Origin of the sequence: Cryobacterium sp. TMN-39-2, from assembly GCF_004402745.1 — a bacterium.
GTDB classification, from domain to species: domain Bacteria; phylum Actinomycetota; class Actinomycetes; order Actinomycetales; family Microbacteriaceae; genus Cryobacterium; species Cryobacterium zongtaii.
Genome location: NZ_SOFX01000038.1, coordinates 201710 through 221597 on the forward strand (window position 1 = coordinate 201710; position 19888 = coordinate 221597).

Consider the following 19888-nt stretch of genomic DNA (forward strand, 5'->3'; position numbering starts at 1 on the left):
CGAGCCCGGCGATCAGGGGTGCGCGGCGGCGAGGGGGCGGGTGGGGCCGATGTCAGGGTCGTTCTCGCCCGGCCCCGGCACGATGGCGATGTCGGCCAACGGCACCACGACGCCGGCGGCGGTGACGAACGCGACCGAGGTGGGTTCGCTGGTGTCGGCGTACTGGTAGAGCCGGCTGGGGCCGTGACCGGACGGCCGGTAGTCGTCACCCCACTGGGCAAGCGCGCCGAGCACCGGGAGCAGCGCGTCGCCGGCGGCGGTGAGGTGGTAATCGAAACGTTCACGGGCGCCCGGCTCGCGGTAGCCGCGGCGTTCGAACACCCCGGCGGCCACGAGCGAGCAGAGCCGGGAGGTGAGGATGTCGGTGGGGATGCCGAGCACCCGTCGGAAGTCGCTGAACCGGGTGTGTCCGCGGAAACCCTCCCGCACGATCAGGATCGTCCACCGGTCGCCGAGCACCTGCATAGTGCGCGCGATGGAGCAACGCAGGTCGTCGCCGGAGCGTTTCGACGAGACGGGGTGCGCACGAGCATCGGAGGGTCCCGTTGACATGTGCGTAGTCTACCTTTGGTTGGATTATCCAACCCAGCCCGTGACGGCACCGGGACCTCCGGTCACGGGGAGTCGGTGCCCTCGGCGAGCCAAGCGCGCACGACTTCGACGGCCGCTGCACGTTTGTGCTCCAGATCGGCGAGATCGGTGACGAGCAAGCTCGCCCGGATATCAGAGTGCCAGGTGAGCAGGCCGTTCGGGTCGCCGATGAAAGCGGATGCGGCATCCGGGTTCTCGGCGGTGGTCGCGCCCCGATGCAGCACCAGCCGCACCCCGTTTTTGCCCTGAGCGCTGATCGTGGCTTGGTCGATCCCGGCGAGTACAAAACTGGGGGAGTTCCACTTGATGTGTTCCTCTGCGGCCGGGTTGGCCTCCAGAACGAGCTGCCGCAGCGCCTGGATCACGGGCAGTCGTTCTGCGGGCTGCGCGGCGAGGTACTCCTCCACTGAGCGATAACGATCGACCATGAACGGAGCGTACCGCGGGAGTGCCGGCACCGGGGGGTCATCCGCGACGGCACAATTGACGCCGGCGCGCCCAGACGGTAGACCTTTGTGAAGGCCCAACCGGCCCGAGTGACCCATCCGCAACGCTTGGAGGACCTAGTGTCCGAAACGTTCAGCCTGATCCTGGGGATCCTCATCCTGGCGGTGGCGATCACCGTCTCCGTGTTCCTCTACGTGATCTCCCGCCGCCCTCGCTCAGCTCCGCTCTCCGCTCATCAGCGCGCCGAGCACGACTCCCGCAGCGAGACCGAAGCGGCCCAGAGCCCGAAGATTCGGAACACCGGCAGGGGCGCCGGCCTCTAAGCGGCTCGGCTTCGCAACGAAGGGAACGCCATGAAATACGTGCGACTGGGCAACACCGGACTCGAGGTGTCGGCGATCACGCTGGGCTGTATGAGCTTCGGCAATCCGATGCGCGGCAATCATTCCTGGACGCTGCCGGAGGAGACCAGTCGCCCGCTGATCTGGCAGGCGCTGGAAGCCGGCATCACCACCTTCGACACCGCCAACGTGTACTCCGACGGCAGCAGCGAGGAGATCCTCGGCCGGGCGCTGCGGGACTTCAGCTCGCGGGACCGGTACGTGCTCGCCACGAAGGTGCACGGGCGGATGCGGCCGGGCCCCAACGGTGCCGGACTCTCGCGCCGCGCCATCCTGGCCGAGATCGACCACAGTCTCACCAGGCTGGGCACCGATCACGTCGACCTCTATCAGATCCATCGCTGGGACCCGCTGACGCCGATCGAAGAGACCATGGAGGCGCTGCATGACGTGGTCAGGGCCGGAAAGGCCCGGTACATCGGCGCTTCGTCGATGTACGCGTGGCAGTTCGCGAAGGCTCAGTACACCGCCGATCTCCATGGTTTCACCCGCTTCGTGTCGATGCAGGACCAGTACAACCTGCTCAACCGCGAGGAGGAACGCGAGATGCTGCCGTTCTGTCTCGATCAGGGCGTTGGCGTGCTGCCGTGGAGCCCGCTGGCCCGCGGCAAGCTCACCCGCGATTGGCATGAGACCACCGACCGCTCCGAAACCGACACCTTCGGCCAGACCCTGTACAAACAGCAGGAGGAGGGCGACCGCGAGATCGCGCGCGCCGTGGCCCAGGTGGCCGCAGAGCGCGGGGTGCCCCGCGCCCAGGTGGCGCTGGCCTGGGTGCGCCAGCAGCCGGCCGTGTCCTCGCCCATCGTGGGCGTCACCCAGGCGCACCACCTCCTGGATGCCGTCGCGTCCGTGGACCTCACCCTCACCGCCGACGAGCTGGCCCGGTTGGCCGCCCCGTACCGGCCGCACACGCCCGAGGGCTTCTAGGCCCGCGGATGTCGGTGGCTCCGTCTAGCCTGACGTCACCTACTCACTCACCCTCGAGCGAGCGCAACCCGTTCGGAGCGTGCGGGTGCGGACGCTCGTTCTCCGGCCTGAGCTCTACCAGGCACACGACCACAGCGTTGGTGCGGGACATCCCCGGGCTCACTCGGCAGGAGTACCTCGCCGCGTCGATGGCGGGACTCGAGCTCATGGGACGGTGCCCGGACTGCAGCGACTTTCCGGTGGCTGACTTCGTCGATTGGCTGCTAGCCGTGGCCGGGGACCTGCCCGAGGGGACAGTCGTGGAGCGGCATGCCTTCGACCTCAATGTGAGGTGGTCACTAGGCTCGGGGGCGTGACGCGTCTTCTGAAGGTCCTGTCCGCTGTTGTCGTTGCTGCTGTGCTGGCGCTCGGCGCCCCGCTGGCGGCGAACGCCACTGCGCTGAGCCCGGCAACGGCGGCATCGGCAGCTCCGGCTGCGCATTCGAACGTGGTCGGGAGCGTGCGCGCGGCTGTGCCCGCCGACACCTCGGACTTCACCTTCGCGCTGTACGCGGGGGAGTACTACCTGGGCCGCGACGATGCCGGGCACTCCACCCTGCGCACTGTCGAGACCTTCGTGGCCGAGTTCCCCGACTTCGACCAGAACCGCGGCATCATCCGCGCCATCCCCAACGACTATGACGGTGTGCCGCTGAACACGACGGTAGAGTCCGTCACCGATGCTCAGGGCGAGCCGGTGTACTTCGAGACCGAGATCAACGGTGGTTTCACCGAGCTTGCGCTCGGAACCGACGAGTTCGTGCGCGGCACCCAGACGTACGTCATCAGCTACACCCAGCAGAACGTGGTGCGCGCGTTCGCTGACACCAACGACGACGAGTTCTACTGGGACACCAACGGCACCGGTTTCGACCAGCAGTTCGGTACCGTCGCCGCCCGGGTGCACGTCGATCCGGTGATCGCCCCCTTCCTGACCGGCAACAACGCCTGCTACACCGGGGCTCAGGGGGAGAGCGGCGATTGCCAGATCGTGCAGGAAGCTGACCCGGATGCCGCCGCCCCGGCCGGCCAGATGTTCACCGCCGAGGCCGCCGATCTGGGCCCGGGCGAGAATCTCACCCTTGCCATCGGTTTCACGCTCGGCACCTTCGTGCAGGTGCCCGCCGAGGCGAGGTCCGACGCCGACAACTCGCCCGGCTTCGGTCCCTCGTCCGGCTTCGGCGGGTTCCCGTTCGGGCTGCTGGGCATGGCCATGCTCGGAGGGGTGTTCGTTCTCGCCCGGACCTTCGCGCGCCCCCGCGACCCGAAGGGCGGCACCATCATCGCCCAGTACAGCGTTGCGGACGGCTACAACCTCCTCGAGGCCGCCGACCTCATCGGTCGCCCGAAGTCGGCCATGGCTGCGCAAATCGTGAGCTTTGCGGTGCGCGGTAATGTGCGCATCCTGGACTACCCGGTCAGCGCCGACGGCGGCGACTACACGCTGCAGCTTCTCCGCACCGACGGCGTCGACGACCAGGAGCTCGCCGTGCTCGCCACCTTCTTCCCCGGGCTGCCGGCTGGTGCGGTGTGCGAACTCGGGGTCACCAACGACCCGCTCGCCCGCGGGCTCAAGGCCGCCACAGCAGATGCGACGGTTCGCAACACCGCCCGCGGCTGGCGCGCTCGACCGGCCCTGACCCGGGCAAGGATCCGTCTGCTCGTCGGTCTCGGCGCGCTGGTCGCCCTGGTCGTGGCAGTTCTCGTGATCGGCGACCCGCCCGCGATCTGGTGGTCTCCGTTGTTGCTCCTCGCCGCGTCCGCCGTGATAGTGGGCATCGTCGCGGGGAGTCGGCCGCTGCTGCTCACCGCGGCCGGCCTGGAACGGCGCGACTACCTCGCCGGCATGAAGATGTATCTCGACCTGGCCGAGGCGGACAGGTTCCGCATGCTGCAGAGCCCGGATGGCGCCCTGCGAGTGACCGTGCCCCGTACCGTGCCCGGGATGGAACCCGCCGCATCCACCCTCGACACCGTGGAACTGGTGAAACTCTACGAAAAGCTCCTGCCGTTCGCGGTGCTCTGGGGTGTGGAGAAAGAGTGGGCCGCTGAGCTCGAGGTGTACTACGAGCAGGCCACGACGACGCCGGACTGGTTCCTCTCGCAGAACGCGTTCAGCGGCATCCACCTGTCCACGGCCCTCGGCGGCATGGTCAACTCGATGAACACCACTCAGACACCCACGTCCTCGTGGTCGAGCAGCGGTGGCGGCAGCTTCTCCGGCGGATCCGGTGGCGGCGGCTTCTCCGGCGGTGGTGGTGGGGGCGGCGGTGGTGGTGGCCGCTAGAGCGGCTTGACCATCTCGATCTCCATGGCGCTGGAGTCCAGGACGTACTGCACCCGGTGCCCGGTCTCGGTGAACCCCCGGCGCAGGTAGGCGGCGCGGGCGCGGGCATTGTCCTCGTGCACGTGCAGGGTCAGCCGGTCGCCCTCGCCTCGGGCCCATTCCTGGATCGCGACGAGCAGGGCGTCGAAGACCCCGGCATCGCGGCCGCGGTGCTCCGGCGACACATACACGCCCACGAGCAATGCGCCGGTGATCGCGTCGGGCACGTACCCGCCCATGGTGCCCACCCAGCGACCGGCGGGGTCGATCGCGACCAAAACCGTGCCGTGTTCGGCGGTGCCGCGGGCGGCGCGCATCCGCCATTCACTGTCGGTGTGACCGAGGGCGTCCTGCAGGGTCTCGCCGAACGCGATCGGGGTGTCCTGCAACATCTCCAGGCGCAGCGCGCGCACCTCACGCCAGTCGTCCACCCGTGTGGCGCGGATGCTGAACCCCTCGGTAATCATTCGCCGAGCTTACCCAGTCACGCGCGCAGGTCGCCGCGCCGGGGCCTTGCGCGCGCCGCGGTCCTGTGGTTCATTAGTTAGGTAACTAACCATGGAGGTAATCGTCGTGATGGATGAGGGTCGACCGATCTTCCAGCAGATCGCTGAGCGGGTCGAGAACGACATCCTGTCCGGCGCGCTCAGCGAAGAGGGCCAGGTGCCCTCGACCAATGAATTCGCGATGTTCTACCGCATCAATCCGGCCACCGCCGGCAAGGGAGTGAACCTGCTCGTCGAGCAGGGCATCCTCTACAAACGCCGGGGGATCGGCATGTTCGTGGCCGCCGGTGCCCGGGAGCGCATCACGGCGCGCCGGCGCGAACTTTTCGTGCTGGAGTACATCGCCCCGATGCTCGCCGAAGCCGCCAGCCTGGGCATCAAGCCCGACCAGATCACCCAGCTCATCGAGAACCAGCTCAGCGAAAGGGAGACACGATGAACAGCCAGAACCCGGTCATCCAGGTGGATGGCCTCAGCCGCAGCTACCGGGACGTCGCGGCGCTGCGGGACGTGACGTTCAGCCTTGAACCCAACATGATCTGCGGGCTGCTCGGCCGCAACGGTGCCGGCAAGACCACCCTGATGCGGATGCTGACCGGCCAGGACTTCCCCAGCGCCGGCAGCGTGCGCCTTTTCGGCGAGAATCCGGTGGAAAACAGCACCGTCCTGCAGCAGATCTGCTTCGTGTCGGAGGCGCAGCGCTACCCCGACGGTTTCCAGGCCCGGCACGTTCTAGCCGGGGCCCCGTGGTTCTTCGCCGACTGGGATGCCGCGTTCGCCGATGACCTGGTCGGCAAGTTCCGGCTGCCGCTCAAGCGAGACGTGAAGAAACTCTCCCGCGGCCAACAGTCCGCTCTCGGCGTCATCGTGGGCCTGGCCAGTCGGGCCAGCATCACGATCTTCGACGAGCCCTACCTCGGCCTGGACGCCGTGGCCCGGCACACCTTTTACGACACCCTGCTCGCCGACTACGCCGAGCGGCCCCGCACGATCCTGCTGTCGACCCACCTGATCGATGAGGTGAGCAACCTCCTCGAGCACGTGCTGGTCCTCGACGAGGGCCGCTTGCTGCTCGACCAGAGCGCCGAGAGCCTGCGCGGCAGCGCCGCCGCGGTAGCGGGACGGGCCGGCGACGTCGACAGCTTCGTCGAGGGCCGTCAGATTCTGCATCGCGATACCCTCGGCGGCCTGGCCACCGTGACCATCGCGGGCCGGCTGACCGCCGCCGACCACCGCGCCGCCACCGCTGCGAACCTCGAGATTGCACCGGTGTCCTTCCAACAACTGATCGTCGACCTGAGCACCCGATCGGCGCCGGCGCCCGCCGTCGCGTCGGTCGTCCACGAGTGAGGAGCACATCATGACCGCCATCAGTACCGCACCTCCGGTGCCCCGCCTGGCAAGCCGGCACCGCCTCGTCAAGGTGATGCGGCTGCACCTGGTCAATCGCCTCACCTATGTGGGCATCCCCTGGATCATCACCGGAGTCGCCCTGTTCATCTCGATCGTGGTGGCGCTGTTGATCTCCGCGGCGGTGCCCGAGGCCGGCCGACAAGACGCCCTGCAGGGCATGAGCTACAGCTGGGCGGTGCTCTCGCCGCTCTGGTACCTCGCCGTGGTGGGCGTTCAGGCCGTGAGCGCGGTCTTCCCCTTCGCGCTGGGCTTCAGCATCACCCGCCGGGAATACGCCCTGGGCACGCTGCTCACCTATGTCGTGATCGCGGCCTTCAACGCCACCGGCTGGGCCATCCTCACCGAGATCGAGCGGGCGATCAACGAGTCCGGCGTCGTGTTCCACCACTTCACGGCGCTCTGGCTCGGCGAGGTCGGTGCCGGCGCGGTGTGGCTCTCCCTCTTCGCCCTGCAGATCCTGATCTTCGCCGTCACGTCGGCGTTCGCCGCCGTCTACGCCCGCTGGCGCTCACTGGGAATGCTGGTCCTCTGGGCGGCTGTGGCTCTGCTGGTGCTGGGACTCATCGCCTTCGCGGTCCTCACCGGCACGGCCCCGTCGATCATCGACTGGCTGATGGGGATCAGCACCGTCAGCTTCTTCGCCGCGCTGCTGATTCCCGCCGCGCTGGCCTTCGGCCTCGGCTGGGGCGCCCTCCGTCGCGCCCCGCTGCGCGGGTAGACGCGGCGCCGGGAACCGCTGGAGTTATGCCACCCCGCGGGTGCTGATCGGGCGGGTGCTCGGGTAGCGGAACGAGAGCAGGTCGGGTAGGTCGAGCACCGAGGTGACCCGACGGGTCTCCGGCACCCCGTCGCGCGGGGCGGGCGCCACGAGCACGGCCTCCATGCCGTGCGCCCGCGGGCCGTCGAAGTCTGCATCCCAGGTGTCGCCGACGAAGATCACCCGGGCCGGATCGGCCTCCGCCGTGTCGAGGGCCGCCTGGTAGATCGCCGAATGGGGCTTCCGAAAACCCACCTCGAGCGACGTCACAATGTTGGCGATGAGGTCGGTGGCCCCCATGGCCGCCAGCTGGCGGGGCACGACGGATGCGCTGTGCGTGTTCGAGACGATGGTCAGCGTGAAGCTCTGGCCCAGTTCCCGGAGCGTCTGGGCCATACCGGGGATCAGCACCACCCCGCGCTCCCAGTCCGCCATGTTGCTCGCCGCTCCCGCGGCGATCTCGGTTGCGTCGGGTTCCCGGCCGAGCAGCCGCACGAACGCGCGCCGCGACAGCTCTTCCATGGTGAACTCGCGGTGGTCGACGTCGGACTCGGTGTTGAGCTGGTGGAAGGCATCCAGCCAGGCATCGGCGGTCTCCTGCTCGGTGCCGCGCGCGCCGAAGGCCCGCATGCTCGCGTGCGTGTCGGCGTAGCCCTGGCCCGCGCGGGAGTCCGCGTAGTTGACCAGGGTGCCGAAGAAGTCGAGGAACAGATGCCGCATGTCCTCAGCTTGGCAGGGTGCGGGGCCTCGTCCGGCTAACGACCCGGCGCCGTTCTGCGGGTCACGCGCCGGTGTGCGGGTGGCGCGCCACCCGCACACCGGCGCCTACCCCGCACAGCACCGTCCCCGCGGCACAGAACCGCGGATGAGATCGGGAATACGTCACAGCCGGGGAACGCTGCACGAACCATGAAGAAGATCGGGTTCTTGTCCTTCGGCCACTACCAGGCGGTGCCGGGATCNGATCGGGTTCTTGTCCTTCGGCCACTACCAGGCGGTGCCGGGATCGCTCGTGCGGACCGCACGCGATGCCCTCCTGCAGACCGTGGAGCTCGCGGTGGCGGCCGAGGAGCTCGGTGTGGACGGCGCGTCGGTGCGGGTGCACCACTTCGCACGGCAGCTCGCCTCGCCGTTCCCGTTGCTGGCCGCAATGGCCGCCCGCACCAGCCGGATCGAGCTGGGCACCGGCGTGATCGACATGCGCTACGAGAACCCGCTCTACATGGCCGAAGAGGCCGCGATCACCGACCTGATCAGCAACGGACGGCTGCAGCTCGGCCTCAGCCGCGGCTCACCCGAGACCGCCCTGCGCGGCGCCGAGGCGTTCGGGCATGTGCCCGGCCCCGGCCACAGCGACGCGGATGACGCCCGCGAGCGCACCGCACAATTCCGCCGCGCCATCCGCGGGGCCGGCTTCGCTGCCGCGAACCCACAGTTCACCGGGCACAGCAACCTGCTTGCCATCGAACCGCAGTCGCCCGGACTGTCCGAGCGCATCTGGTGGGGCTCGGGCAGCCGCGCCACCGCGAAGTGGACAGGCGAACAGGGCATGAACCTGATGAGCTCCACCCTGCTCACCGAGGACACCGGCGCCGACTTCGGCGACCTGCAGGCCGAACAGATCGGAATCTTCCGACGGGCCTGGGCGGACGCCGGGCACCCCGGTACCCCGCGGGTGTCGGTGAGTCGCAGCATCATGCCGCTGGTCACCGAGCAGGACCGCCGCTTCTTCGGTCTGCGCGCGCAGGCCGACAACCGCGACCAGGTCGGCCACCTCGACGGTGGCCTCGCCCGGTTCGGCAAGAGCTACATCGGCGAACCCGACCTGCTCGTCGAGCAGCTGGCGCAGGATGCCGCGGTGGCGGCGGCCGACACCGTGTTGCTGACCGTGCCCAACCAGTTGGGTGTGGACTACAACGCGCAGCTGCTCGATTCTGTGCTGCGCTTCGTGGCCCCCGGCCTGGGCTGGCGGTGACCGGAGCGCGGGACCGGTCCACGCACCGCCTCGTGTGCCGACATTCGTGAGAGCGCGATCATTTGCGGTGAAATCACCCGCGAACGGGGGCTCAGGACAGCGCGACACAGCCCCGGCGGCCGGTGCGGCGCTGCTAGGTTCGGAGATACGAGCAGTTTGGGGACTGAGCCGTGCAGGCACCTGGCGTACCAACACAGCACTTCCCGCTGAAACGAGCGGGCAGGACGCTCGGCCTGTCTCCAGGTAATGTCCGGGCCTGTGAGTCGTCATGACGACCTTCGATGACCTGGTGGCCCCGCTTCCGGCCGGCGCCACGGTGCCGTCCGAACAGCCGGCATCCGACGCCCTTCTGGCCGCCGTAGATTCGGTGGCCGATGGCATCGCCGACCTGAGTCTGGCCGACGGTGGGCGTGACACGACCCTGCCCGGCGGTTTTGTGGAGCTTGTCGACCTGCCGAACCCGGCATCCGACGATGAGCTGCACCAGACGCTGCGGACGGCCGGTCTGCCGGCCTCGCTCGCCCGTCGGTCCACGATCGAGAGGCTGCTCGCCGAGAGCGCCCAGGCCAATCAGGACGGCCAACACCATGCCGGCGCCGCGCAGGCCGAACAGGTGCTCGCCGACCCGTTCATCACCCCCGGCCAGGAGGCCCGCGCCCGACAGCTGCTCTCTGGCCACCGGCTGCGGTTGGGCGAGTTCGAGGCATCCGTGCGGCACGGTCTGCTCGCCCTGGAGTACCTCGCCGCCAGCGGTGACCTGCTCGGCCAGTCGATGGTGCACTGCACCCTCGCGCTCGCGTTCCACGAGACAGCGCTGGAGGAACCAGCGCTCGGCCACGTGCTCGGCGCCCTCGAAGCCGCGCGGCTCTGCGGTAGCCACACGGCGGAGTTCTGGGCGCTGTCGCGTTCGTCGATGGTGCACCAGGCCCTCGGCGACGCCGATCGCAGCATCGAGCTGGGCCGGCAGGCGCTCGCCCTGGCCGACACCCTCGGTGACTCTCAGGCCGAGTTCGCGGCGCGCAACAATCTGGGCGACAGCTATCTGGAAATCGCCCGGGCGCGGCGGGCCAGGGGCGAAGACGCCCAGGTGGCCCTGACCGACGGGATCGCCATCATCCGTGCCGCCGTGGCGCGAGCGGTCGAGCAGGGACACGCGTTCGACGAGACCATCGCGCGCACCAACCTTGTCGGGTTCCTCATGGAGCGCGGCGAATACGCCGAAGCGCGCCGGCAGGCCGGCCGGTCCAAGACCATCGCCGTCACCAATGGCTACCGCAACCTGGCCGTGAACAACGACTCCCAGCTGGCCGAGGTGGCCCAGGCCGAGGGTCGCGTCGACCTGGCCTGCGCCATGATGGACGCCCAGCTCGCCGACCCGTCGGTGGCTGAGGACGCGGCCCTGAACGTGAAGCTGCACAGGTCGCTCTACGAGATGCACCGGGGCGCCGGCCGGTTCGAGCAGGCCCTGCACCATCACGAACGGCTGCACGTGCTGATTCTCGGACTCACCAGGCAGACCGCCGGGTTGCAGTCGCGGATGCTGATCAACTCGCTGGAAATCGAACAGGCCCGCCACGAGGCGCAGCGTTCGCAGCTGGAAGCGGAGATGCAGCGCATCCGTGCCGAGGAGCTTGACCAGCAGGCACACACCGACCCGCTCACCCGGCTGCCCAACCGCCGGGCCCTCGACCGGCAGCTGCCCGAGATGATGCGCCTCGCCGGGGAACGTGCGGAACCACTGTGCGCGGTGATGGTCGACATGGATCACTTCAAGCGGGTCAACGACGATCACGGCCACGCGGCCGGCGACCGGGTGCTCACCACCATGGCCGAGATCCTCGGCGAGTCCACCCGCGACAGTGATCTCGCGGTGCGGGTCGGCGGCGAAGAGTTCCTGCTGGTGCTCGGCGACACCACCCTCGACCAGGCCGCGCAGATTTGTGAGCGCCTGCTCGGCGAGGTGCGCAACCATCCGTGGGGCGCGGTCACCGAGGGGCTTCACTGCACCGCCAGCGTGGGGGTGGCTCTGCTCAAACAGGGGGAGAGCGTCTCCCGCTGGCTCGGCCGTGCCGATGCCGCCCTGTACGAGGCCAAGGCCGCCGGCCGCAACCGGGTCGAGCTCGCCGCGGCCCGGACCTGACGATAAGCCCCACCCGAACCGGGCGTCGGGTCAGGGCACCAGCACGATCTTGCCCACGTGCGCGGATGCTTCCAGCCGGCGATGCGCCTCCGCCGCGTCGGCGAACGAGAACCTGCTGTCGATCACCGGTTTCAGTGCGCCGGAGTCCAGCCACGGCCACACCCGGCTGAGCAGGTCGGCCATGATGGCCGCCTTCTCCACGGCGGGCCGGGCGCGCAGCGTGGTGCCCCAGTAGCGGCCCCGCTTCTGCATGAGGTGAAACGGGTTGAAGACGGCGTCCTCACCGCTCTGGTTGGCGATCACCATGATGGTGCCGCCCAGGGCGAGCGCCGCCACATTGCGGGCCGCGTACGAGCCGCCCATGATGTCCAGGATCACGTCGGCGCCGTGCCCTCCGGTCGCGGCGAGCACCTCGGCCACGAAGTCCTGCTCGCGGTAGTTGATCAGCACGTCTGCGCCGAGTTGCCCGCACACCGCCAACTTCTCGGCGGAGCCGGCCGTGACCAGGACGCGGGCCCCGGCCAGCCGGGCCAGCTGGATCGCGGTGGTGCCGATGCCGCTGGCGCCGCCGTGCACGAGCAGGGTCTGGCCGGCCGTGAGTCCCGCGCTCATGAAGACGTTCGACCACACTGTGGCCAGCGCCTCCGGCAGCGCGGCGGCGTCGATCAGGTCCACGGCGTCGGGAACCGGCAGGGCCAGGTCCTGATGAACCACGGCCTCGGTGGCGTAGCCGCCGCCGGCCAGCAGGGCGCAGACCCTGTCACCCACGGCGAAGCGGGTGACGGCGACTCCGATCTCGGTGACGGTGCCGGAGACCTCCAGACCCGGCCACTGAGGCGCGTCGGCCGGCGACGGGTACAGGCCCATCCGCTGCTGCACATCGGCCCGGTTCACGCCGGCCGCGGCTACCGCGATACGGATGTCGCCGGCGCCGACGACCAGGCCGGGGACGGTATCGAGGGTGAGGGCGTCCGGGCCGCCTGGGGTGTGGACCACGAGTGCACGCATCCAGCCATCTTAGAAGCGCCCCCTGCGGGGAGACCTAGCCGACGAACCAGTCGAGGCTCTGTCCGTGCGCACCGCACCGGGCGAGTGGCCGGCCGTCGAGGGAAACTGTGAAGTCGCCCGGCATCGGCGTCTCGGGCAGCAACGCGTCCACCCGGGGCAGCACCCCGACGCCGTCCAGCGAGATCCAGCGGCCGAAGCCGGTCACGGCATCCGCGAAGGCCGCCCGCTGCTCGGGGGCCAGGTAGACCAGGACCGCGGGACTGACGATGACCAGCGGCACCCCCGCCGGCGCGCGGGCGACCAGCGCCTCGAGGTCGTGGGCGGCGTCCCCGCGCACGAGCAGCGGTGGGTCCCGTCGCACGATCGAGATCGCCGCATCCAGTCGCTGGCGGCGCGCGGCCTGCTCGGGCCAGACGAGTGTATCGAGCCAGCGCACGTCCTCAGGGTCGTGAACGTCCAGCGGGTTCAGATCGAGGCCGGCGCGCCAGAGTACCTCGGGCGGATGCTCCGGCAACGGCACCGGCCCGGTGGTCTCGGCTGAGAGCAGCACCGGGCTGGGTCCGTCGGCGGGATCCACCCGCCGACCCGAGTAGTCGTAGCTGTACCGGTCCGGATAGAGACAGAGTCCCGCGCTGGCGCCGACCTCGATCAGGGCCACCCGCGGGCCGATCGAGGCGAGGATCGGCATGACCGCGGTGAGGCGGCGGGGCTCGTTGGTCTGGGTGGCGCGCACCAGCGCCTCGGCGGCGACCGCCGGCCACTGCTCGAGAAGCCAGCGGCGGAAGACCGGATAGCCCGCCAGCGGTGCGCCGAGCAGACGTGCGCAGGCGAAGACCAGGTTCGGCTGGCGCTTGGGCCGGGGCAGAGTGACGATCAGCGCCAGAACCTCGGCATCGTCCTCGACCCCGCCGGCCCAGTCGGCGTAGAGCCCGGACTGGCCCGGAGTCTCGAACAGCCGGAAGCGCCGGTACCAGTCGGCGGTCTTCTCCAGGTCGAGGGCGCGCTGCTCGACGGGCGTCCGGGAGAGGTCAGGCACCGGTGCGGATGCGCTCCAAGAGCAGGGCGAACAGCAAGCTGGAGCGCTGCTCATCGTTGATGATGTCGATGAGCTCGAGCACGGCCGCCCGGTCGGGTTCGGGGGAGTTGGCGACGTCGACGTCGTTGATGCTCTCGATTGCCGCGATGAGACGGTCGGCGCTGGTGGGAGGCCCGGTTGGAGCTGAGGAGTGATCGGCGGCGGCCTGCGAAGTGTGGTCTGTGGTGGGCATCTTTTTACGCTACCCCACAGGACAACCTGCGCTCGCCGCAATGCGCGGTGCGAATAACCGTCTGGCCGGGCATTCTGGTCGCCACCTGGGCATCTTCACGTGGCGGTGTGGCGCCCGTTCACATGGCTTTGGCAGGAAAAACTGAGGTTCCGTTCAGGGAGTTTAGGCAGGCTAGGCCGCTTGCCCGCGCCGCTTCTGCGCGCGTGGGCCCACCCATCAGTGAGCGTGCCCGATGGAGCGCACCCCGACACGACCTGGAAGTCCATGCGCCCCGAAAACACCCAGAACGCCACGCCCGAAATTCCCAGCACCACCAGCAGCACCAGCACCCGCGCTGGGCGCAAGAACCGCCGCTCGCGCAGCACACGCCTCACCCTCCTCGCCGGAGGCCTCGTGCTCGCCGGGGTCGTGACCGGCACCGGTTTCACCGTGCAGTCCGCCGTCGCCGACCAGCAGCAGCAGGCCGAGCAGGAGCGCGACGACCGTGCCGCCGCCAAGGCCGCGGCCATCAGCAAGACGCACCTCGCCGCATCCGTGGCCCTCGTCGACGCCGACACCGCGCTCGAAGCCGCCGCGAACAAGGTGGACGCGTCGGCCCTGTCGGCCACGTCCAGCACGCTGGCCGGCTACTACTCGATGCCGCTGTCCGAGGTCAGCGAGCTCACCACCCAGGCCAAGGAGCAGACCGCGACAGTGCAGGCCGCCGCCGTGGAAGCCGACCGGGTGGCCGTGGAGGCCGCAGCCGCTCAGGCCGCCGCCGACGCTCAGGCCGCCGCCGAAGCACAGGCCGCCGCCGACGCCGTGGCCGCCGGCAACACCCCCGCCGGTGCGAAGGCCACCGCCGCGAGCCTGGCCTCGTCGCGCTACGGCTGGGGCGAATCCCAGTTCTCCTGCCTGGCTCAGCTGTGGCAGAAAGAATCCGAGTGGAAGTACACGGCCTACAACGACAACGGCGGGGCCACCGGCATCCCGCAGGCGCTGCCCGGCAGCAAGATGGCCTCGGCCGGCTCGGACTGGGCCACGAACGCCAGCACCCAGATCGCCTGGGGACTCGAGTACATCAACGGCTCCTACGGCACCCCGTGCGCAGCCTGGTCGCACTCGCAGGCGATGAACTGGTACTGATCAGCCCGCGCCCCGGCGCCGGTCAAGCCCAGTAGTTGTTCTGGTACAGGAAGATGATCACACCCAGTTCCAGGGCCAGCAACAGGTAGCCCACCCACAGCGCCGCATAGGCGAAGGTGCGCCCGCTGGCCTGGCCGCGCGCGATGCGGGACAGCGTGACATGGCCAAGCACCACCCCGATCACCGGCAGGATCAGCGCCAGGATGAAACTGAGCACGGCCAGGGCGCCCGTCGCATCCGGGTCCGGGTCGACGGCGGCCGCGGCGGCGTTCTGGCGGATGCCGAACCGCAGCAGGAAGACCAGCGCGATCGCGACTCCCACGATGAGCACGATGGTGAGCGGATAGGTGCCCATGCGTCGCCTCTTCCCTAGCGGGCCGTCAGTTGGCCGAGCACGGTGCCGTCGGCGGCTTGCAGGGTCATCACGCCGGCCTGCACCCGGCCCTGGGCGGCTTGGTTCAGCCACTGATCCACGCCCTCGCAGGCCATCAGCGTGGTAACGCCGCCGGTGAAGAGGATCGCCTCGTCATCGGCCTGCTCCCACGATCCGGTGAGCACGTTGCAACCGTCGTTGCCGGAGTAGGTGCCGTCGGCCTCGATCGACAGGAACGGCGCCGTCGGAGTGTTCGACTCCACCCAATAGCCGATCGGGAGACCCTGCGGGCCGACGGTGCTGTCGGTGGACCGCACCAGGGTTGTCGCCGTCGAGTCGAACGAACTGTGGATGACCAGGGTGTCACCGTCGACCTCCACCCGGGTGCCGCGGGTGACCGCCAGCGGCAGCTGCGCGCCGGGGCAGGCCATCATGGTCTGCGGGCCGGAGGTCGTCGTGAGGGTGCCGTCGGAGTCGACCTCCCAGGTGCCCTGCACCCGGTTGCAGCCGTCGGAGGCGCTCCAGGTGTTGTCCTGCACGAAGGAGATGTACGGCTGCTCGGGGCTGTCGAAGGTCTCCTCGAGAACCCAGGTGCCCACGAGGGCGCCGGCCTGAACGGTGCCCGAGCTGGAGGCCGAGTTCGGCGTCTGGATGCTGCAGCCGGCGAGGACGAGCAGTAGCACCGCAGCGGAGGCCACCAGGAATCGGGTGGGGGGATGGGTTGCCATGCGTGTCACCTCTCGACCTGGCGAATGCTGTGCAGCGTGCGGCGCAGCTGACGATGATGCGATGCTCGCCGCACACCGCAATGTAGTGCGTCACGGTGGCTCCGGCAAGCTGCGCCAACCGCCGCCGGCGATGCCGGTGTACGTTCACGACGAGGTCAAGGGAGAACGATGGTGGATTTTCAGCTCGGTGCCTGGCTACTGGTGGCGCTGCACGCCCTTCTCGTGCTCATCGCCACGGTGTACGTCTCCGCCAACCGGCGGCCATCCGCGGCCATCGCCTGGGTGCTGGCGATCATCTTCATCCCCTACCTCGGCGTGCTGATCTTTCTGTTGGTGGGTGTGGGGCGGCTGCCGCGGCGGAGGCGGGAGAAGCAACGCGAGGTGAACGAGCTGATCCTGGCCCGCACCGAGGGCCTGCACCTGGTGAGCCACCGCGACGAGTGGCCGCCCTGGCTCGGCTCGGCCGTGCAGCTGAACCGCAACCTCGGGGCGCTGCCCATGGTGGGCGGCAACCGGGTGGAGCTGCTGCCGGACTATGAGGGCTCGATCGAGCGGATGGTGGAGGCCGTCGACGAGGCCACCGAGTTCGTGCACGTGCAGTTCTACATCCTGGTGCTCGATACCGTCACGCAGCCGTTCTTCGACGCCCTGGCCCGGGCCATCCAGCGCGGCGTGCAGGTCAGGGTGCTCTCGGACTACCTCGCCTGCCTGATGCTGCCGCGCCGTAAGGAGACCATCGCGGCGTTTGCGTCGATGGGCGCCGAGTGGCATGCGCTGCTGCCCCTGCGGTTCTGGAAGGGCCAGTGGCGCCGGCCCGACATGCGCAACCACCGCAAACTCCTCGTCGTCGACGGGCGGCTGGGCTTCAGCGGCTCGCAGAACATGATCGACGCCACCTACCTCAAGCCCGGCAACCTCAAGCGCGGACTGCGCTGGCACGAGCTGATGATGCGCATCGAGGGGCCAGCGGTGCGCGAGCTGAACGCCGTGTTCCTCGCCGACTGGTTCAGCGAGACCGACGAGATGCTGCCCTTCGACACGTCGCCCATCGTGCTCGACCCCGCCCCGGATCTGCTCGACGCCCAAGTGCTGCCGAGCGGTCCGAGCTTCGAGAATGACAACAACCTCAAGCTCTACGCGATGCTCATCCAGAAGGCCGAGCGCCGGGTGAGCATCACCAGCCCCTATTTTGTGCCCGAGGAATCGACGATGCTGGCCATCGTCACGGCGGCATCGCGCGGGGTGGAGGTGGAGCTGTTCGCCTCGCACATCGGCGATCAGGCGCTGGTCTACCACGCGCAGCGGTCCTACTACGAGGAACTGCTACGGGCGGGAGTGTCGATCTACCTCTACGCGGAGCCCACGGTGTTGCATGCGAAGCACTTCACCATCGACGACGACGTGTCGGTGGTGGGATCCAGCAATATGGACATCCGCTCGTTCAGCCTGAACATGGAGGTCTCGGTTCTGGTGCACGGCACCGAATTCGTGAAGCGGATGCGGGTGGTGCAGGACGGCTACCGGGCCAACAGCAGCAAGGTCGAGCTGGCCGACTGGCTCCACCGGCCGGCCGGCGCCAAGGTGCTCGACAACCTGGCCCGGCTGACCTCGTCACTGCAATAGCTGGAGTAGGGGAGGAGCGCGGGTGAACGAGTGGACACAGCTCTTGCCGCTGGCGTTGACCATCGCGCTCAGCCCGCTGCCGCTGGCGGGGCTGCTGCTGATCCTGCTCGCCCCCGACGGGTTCAAGGCGGCTGCGGGGTTCAGCATCGGCTGGTTTCTCGGGGTGCTGTTCTCGGCCACCCTGCTGGCGCTGCTGTCATCGCTGCTGCCGCACGACAGGTCGGCCGGCACCCGCACCCTGCAGGTGGCGGTGCCGCTGCTGCTCGGTATCGCCCTGATCGTGCTGGGCCTGGTGCAGTGGCACGACCGGCCGCGGCGCGACGCGGAGGTGCCGCTGCCGCGCTGGCTGAGCGCGCTGGACCGGCTGACCCCGGCACGGGCGACCATCATCGGGGTCGGCTACGCCGCGTTCCGGCCGAAGAACCTGGTCATGGCGGCTGCCGCCGGGGTGGTGATCCTGGGCGCCCACAGCGACCCCACCGGCATCGTGGTCTCGGTGGCCCTGTTCACCGCGCTGGCGTCCATCACTATGCTCAGCCCGGTGCTGGCGTACGCGTTCGGTGGCCCCGCGGTGCGGGAGAAGCTGGTGCGCCTGCGCGGCTGGTTGGTGCGCAACATGCCGGTGATCACGGTGATCACGGTGTTGCTGCTGGGCGTGTTCCTGGTGCTGGCCGGACTCAGCGAGTATGCCGGCCAGCTGCTGCGCTGAGCATAACTCCTTCGGGATTCCAGGCGCCGACCCGGCGTCAGTGGACTGACGCGGCGGACGTCGGCGGGCGGGGAGAATTGCAGGAGTTATGCATCCTCCGCACCCTCGACACCAGGGAGACTTCTGATGGCCGCACAGGACCGAAATAGCCGACTTGCCACCCGCCGCACGGCCGCCGGGGAGTTCATCGAACGTCTGGAGCGTCCGGCGCTGGCGATCGAACTTGGTCTGGAACCACATCCGGAGGGCGGCTGGTACCGGCGTACCTGGACGTCGCCGGTGCCGGTGACGCTCACGGATGCCGACGGCTCCGAACGGGTGCGGCCGGCGGCCACGCTCATCCACTTTCTCCTGCCGGCTGGGGAGTTCTCCGCTTGGCACCGCCTGTCCTCCAGCGAAATCTGGATCTGGAACGGTCAGGGCGCCGTGCAGCTGGAACTCGGCGGCGACGGCGATGAGCCGGATACCGAGTCGAGCCCGGTCCTGGGCGGCCGGCTGCTGCGCGGCGAACACAGCCAGGTGATCATCCCGGCGGATGTCTGGCAGCGCACAGTGCCGAGCGAGGAGGACGCCCTGGTGAGTTGCCTGGTGTCACCCGGCTTCGACTTCGCCGACTTCTCGATGGAGTAGCTCTCGATGTGGTGTCGGCGCCGGCGTTCCCCCGCTGCGGATGCCGGCCCGCCGGTCGGTGCGCCGACGCACGATCCGCAGCACGATGGCGTCGATGACAACGCCCAGAAGCAGGGCGGCGGCCACGGCCAGCAGTGCTCCCAACAGCGGGTTGTGCCGCAGCCAGGCTCCGGCGATCATTCCGACCAGCACCGAGTATGTGGCCCAGCAGAGCCCGCCGAGAGCCGCGAACGAGACGAAGCGGCGCGGCGGAAAGCCCGTGGCGCCCGCGGTCATGTTCACGGCGACCCGGCCGACCGGGATGTACCGGGCCGTGAGCAGCAGCGATGCCGGTCGGCTCAGCAGGGCCGCGCGCGCCCTGTCGGCGATCCGCGCCGCGCCGGGACGGCGCTGCCAGCCGAAGCGGGTCAGGCCGATCCGGCGGCCGATCAGGTAGGCGATGCTGTCACCGAGCACCGCGCCCACCATGGCCACGCCGATGAGCCCGACGGGGTGCGGTGTGCCGGTGGAGACGGCCAGGGCGCCGAGCGCCACGACCACCGTCTCGCTGGGAAGCGGGGGGAAGAAGCCGTCGATGACCACAAAGACGAACACGACAGGGTAGACCCAAGCCGACCCGGCGAGGGTGAGGACCAGGTCGTTGAGGGCATCAAAAACGGGCATGTCCTCACGGTAGGGAGAGCCCGATCCCGCTCGCGTCGGTCGGAGGGACGATTCCCTGCACCGGTGGGATGATCCGGGCCGGCACAGCCGTTCTGCGGCCTCGTCAGGGCGTCAGTGACCCGATTGGTTCCGGATCGACACCGGATCACCCCCGGATAGCCCTTGATGTGTCACCGAGACCGCCGAAATGACCGTAACTTAGATAGGTAGGCACATGTCCGTCGAACCCGACGTGG

Annotated in this window: 22 protein-coding genes; 12 read left to right on the forward strand and 10 right to left on the reverse strand. The window is 69.2% G+C overall.

Annotated features, from left to right (window positions below):
- Positions 1-12: 12 nt before the first annotated feature.
- Together E3O57_RS14930 and E3O57_RS14935 are read right to left on the reverse strand one after the other, a co-directional pair.
- The gene (locus E3O57_RS14930; protein ID WP_103461681.1) at positions 13-552 is read right to left on the reverse strand and encodes a helix-turn-helix domain-containing protein; all 540 of its coding nucleotides are present in this window, start codon (positions 550-552) and stop codon (positions 13-15) included.
- A gap of 62 nt (positions 553-614) precedes the next feature.
- Entirely contained in the window at positions 615-1019 is a 405-nt protein-coding gene (locus E3O57_RS14935; RefSeq protein WP_103478726.1) for a DUF1801 domain-containing protein, read from the reverse strand.
- Positions 1020-1157: 138 nt separating this feature from the next.
- On the opposite strand from E3O57_RS14935, the gene E3O57_RS14940 reads away from it, so the two are divergent.
- The 3 genes from E3O57_RS14940 to E3O57_RS18895 all read left to right on the forward strand — a co-directional run bounded on the left by E3O57_RS14940 (position 1158) and on the right by E3O57_RS18895 (position 4695).
- Positions 1158-1361 carry a hypothetical protein gene (locus E3O57_RS14940; protein ID WP_103478705.1) on the forward strand — a complete coding sequence of 68 codons (204 nt, stop codon included), beginning with the start codon at positions 1158-1160 and terminating at the stop codon, positions 1359-1361.
- A gap of 30 nt (positions 1362-1391) precedes the next feature.
- A complete protein-coding gene (locus E3O57_RS14945; RefSeq protein ID WP_103478706.1) occupies positions 1392-2369 on the forward strand; it encodes an aldo/keto reductase in 978 nt (325 codons plus the stop codon).
- Between the two features lie 352 nt (positions 2370-2721).
- Positions 2722-4695, forward strand: coding sequence for a DUF2207 domain-containing protein (locus tag E3O57_RS18895; RefSeq protein WP_174776348.1), 1974 nt, complete (start codon positions 2722-2724; stop codon positions 4693-4695).
- On the opposite strand, the gene E3O57_RS14955 is transcribed toward E3O57_RS18895, so the two are convergent.
- A complete protein-coding gene (locus tag E3O57_RS14955) occupies positions 4692-5201 on the reverse strand; it encodes a GNAT family N-acetyltransferase (RefSeq protein WP_103478707.1) in 510 nt (169 codons plus the stop codon). The genes E3O57_RS18895 and E3O57_RS14955 overlap by 4 nt on opposite strands.
- Positions 5202-5292: 91 nt before the next feature.
- Between E3O57_RS14955 and E3O57_RS14960 the strand changes: the two genes are divergently transcribed.
- From E3O57_RS14960 to E3O57_RS14970, 3 genes are read left to right on the forward strand one after another with little or no spacing between them, the layout of a single operon-like run.
- Positions 5293-5679 (forward strand): GntR family transcriptional regulator, encoded by a 387-nt coding sequence (locus E3O57_RS14960; protein WP_241990442.1) that lies wholly within the window; start codon positions 5293-5295, stop codon positions 5677-5679.
- Entirely contained in the window at positions 5676-6590 is a 915-nt protein-coding gene (locus E3O57_RS14965; RefSeq protein ID WP_103478708.1) for an ABC transporter ATP-binding protein, read from the forward strand. The genes E3O57_RS14960 and E3O57_RS14965 overlap by 4 nt, the downstream gene beginning before the upstream one ends.
- A gap of 10 nt (positions 6591-6600) precedes the next feature.
- Positions 6601-7371, forward strand: coding sequence for a hypothetical protein (locus tag E3O57_RS14970; protein WP_103461676.1), 771 nt, complete (start codon positions 6601-6603; stop codon positions 7369-7371).
- 24 nt (positions 7372-7395) lie between these two features.
- Here the strand turns inward: E3O57_RS14970 and E3O57_RS14975 are convergent, their stop codons facing one another.
- Complete coding sequence (locus E3O57_RS14975) at positions 7396-8130, reverse strand: HAD family hydrolase (protein WP_103461675.1); 735 nt, start codon at positions 8128-8130, stop codon at positions 7396-7398.
- Between the two features lie 292 nt (positions 8131-8422).
- On the opposite strand from E3O57_RS14975, the gene E3O57_RS14980 reads away from it, so the two are divergent.
- Both E3O57_RS14980 and E3O57_RS14985 read left to right on the forward strand, forming a co-directional pair.
- The gene (locus E3O57_RS14980; RefSeq protein WP_241990443.1) at positions 8423-9385 is read left to right on the forward strand and encodes an LLM class flavin-dependent oxidoreductase; all 963 of its coding nucleotides are present in this window, start codon (positions 8423-8425) and stop codon (positions 9383-9385) included.
- A 268-nt stretch (positions 9386-9653) separates the two neighbouring features.
- Positions 9654-11525, forward strand: a complete 1872-nt coding sequence (locus tag E3O57_RS14985; protein ID WP_103478710.1) for a GGDEF domain-containing protein — start codon at positions 9654-9656, stop codon at positions 11523-11525.
- A 30-nt stretch (positions 11526-11555) separates the two neighbouring features.
- On the opposite strand, the gene E3O57_RS14990 is transcribed toward E3O57_RS14985, so the two are convergent.
- From E3O57_RS14990 to E3O57_RS15000, 3 genes are read right to left on the reverse strand one after another with little or no spacing between them, the layout of a single operon-like run.
- Positions 11556-12533 (reverse strand): NAD(P)H-quinone oxidoreductase, encoded by a 978-nt coding sequence (locus tag E3O57_RS14990; RefSeq protein ID WP_103478711.1) that lies wholly within the window; start codon positions 12531-12533, stop codon positions 11556-11558.
- Between the two features lie 34 nt (positions 12534-12567).
- Positions 12568-13569: a DUF2332 domain-containing protein gene (locus E3O57_RS14995; protein WP_241990444.1), complete on the reverse strand. Its 1002-nt coding sequence runs from the start codon at positions 13567-13569 to the stop codon at positions 12568-12570.
- The gene (locus tag E3O57_RS15000) at positions 13562-13801 is read right to left on the reverse strand and encodes a hypothetical protein (protein WP_103478713.1); all 240 of its coding nucleotides are present in this window, start codon (positions 13799-13801) and stop codon (positions 13562-13564) included. Before E3O57_RS15000 ends, E3O57_RS14995 begins: the two co-directional genes overlap by 8 nt.
- A 219-nt stretch (positions 13802-14020) precedes the next feature.
- Between E3O57_RS15000 and E3O57_RS15005 the strand changes: the two genes are divergently transcribed.
- The gene (locus E3O57_RS15005) at positions 14021-14926 is read left to right on the forward strand and encodes a phospholipase (RefSeq protein ID WP_241990445.1); all 906 of its coding nucleotides are present in this window, start codon (positions 14021-14023) and stop codon (positions 14924-14926) included.
- Positions 14927-14948: 22 nt separating this feature from the next.
- On the opposite strand, the gene E3O57_RS15010 is transcribed toward E3O57_RS15005, so the two are convergent.
- Complete coding sequence (locus E3O57_RS15010) at positions 14949-15281, reverse strand: DUF4190 domain-containing protein (RefSeq protein ID WP_088456827.1); 333 nt, start codon at positions 15279-15281, stop codon at positions 14949-14951.
- Positions 15282-15295: 14 nt separating this feature from the next.
- Positions 15296-16027, reverse strand: a complete 732-nt coding sequence (locus E3O57_RS15015; RefSeq protein WP_088456826.1) for an META domain-containing protein — start codon at positions 16025-16027, stop codon at positions 15296-15298.
- Between the two features lie 168 nt (positions 16028-16195).
- Between E3O57_RS15015 and cls the strand changes: the two genes are divergently transcribed.
- From cls to E3O57_RS15030, 3 genes are all read left to right on the forward strand, one after another.
- Positions 16196-17650, forward strand: coding sequence for a cardiolipin synthase (gene cls, locus E3O57_RS15020; protein WP_088456825.1), 1455 nt, complete (start codon positions 16196-16198; stop codon positions 17648-17650).
- Between the two features lie 22 nt (positions 17651-17672).
- The gene (locus E3O57_RS15025) at positions 17673-18359 is read left to right on the forward strand and encodes a GAP family protein (protein WP_088456824.1); all 687 of its coding nucleotides are present in this window, start codon (positions 17673-17675) and stop codon (positions 18357-18359) included.
- 126 nt (positions 18360-18485) lie between these two features.
- Entirely contained in the window at positions 18486-18989 is a 504-nt protein-coding gene (locus E3O57_RS15030; RefSeq protein WP_103461661.1) for a cupin domain-containing protein, read from the forward strand.
- Here the strand turns inward: E3O57_RS15030 and E3O57_RS15035 are convergent.
- Entirely contained in the window at positions 18951-19652 is a 702-nt protein-coding gene (locus E3O57_RS15035; RefSeq protein ID WP_103461660.1) for a DedA family protein, read from the reverse strand. The genes E3O57_RS15030 and E3O57_RS15035 overlap by 39 nt on opposite strands.
- Positions 19653-19888: the final 236 nt, after the last annotated feature.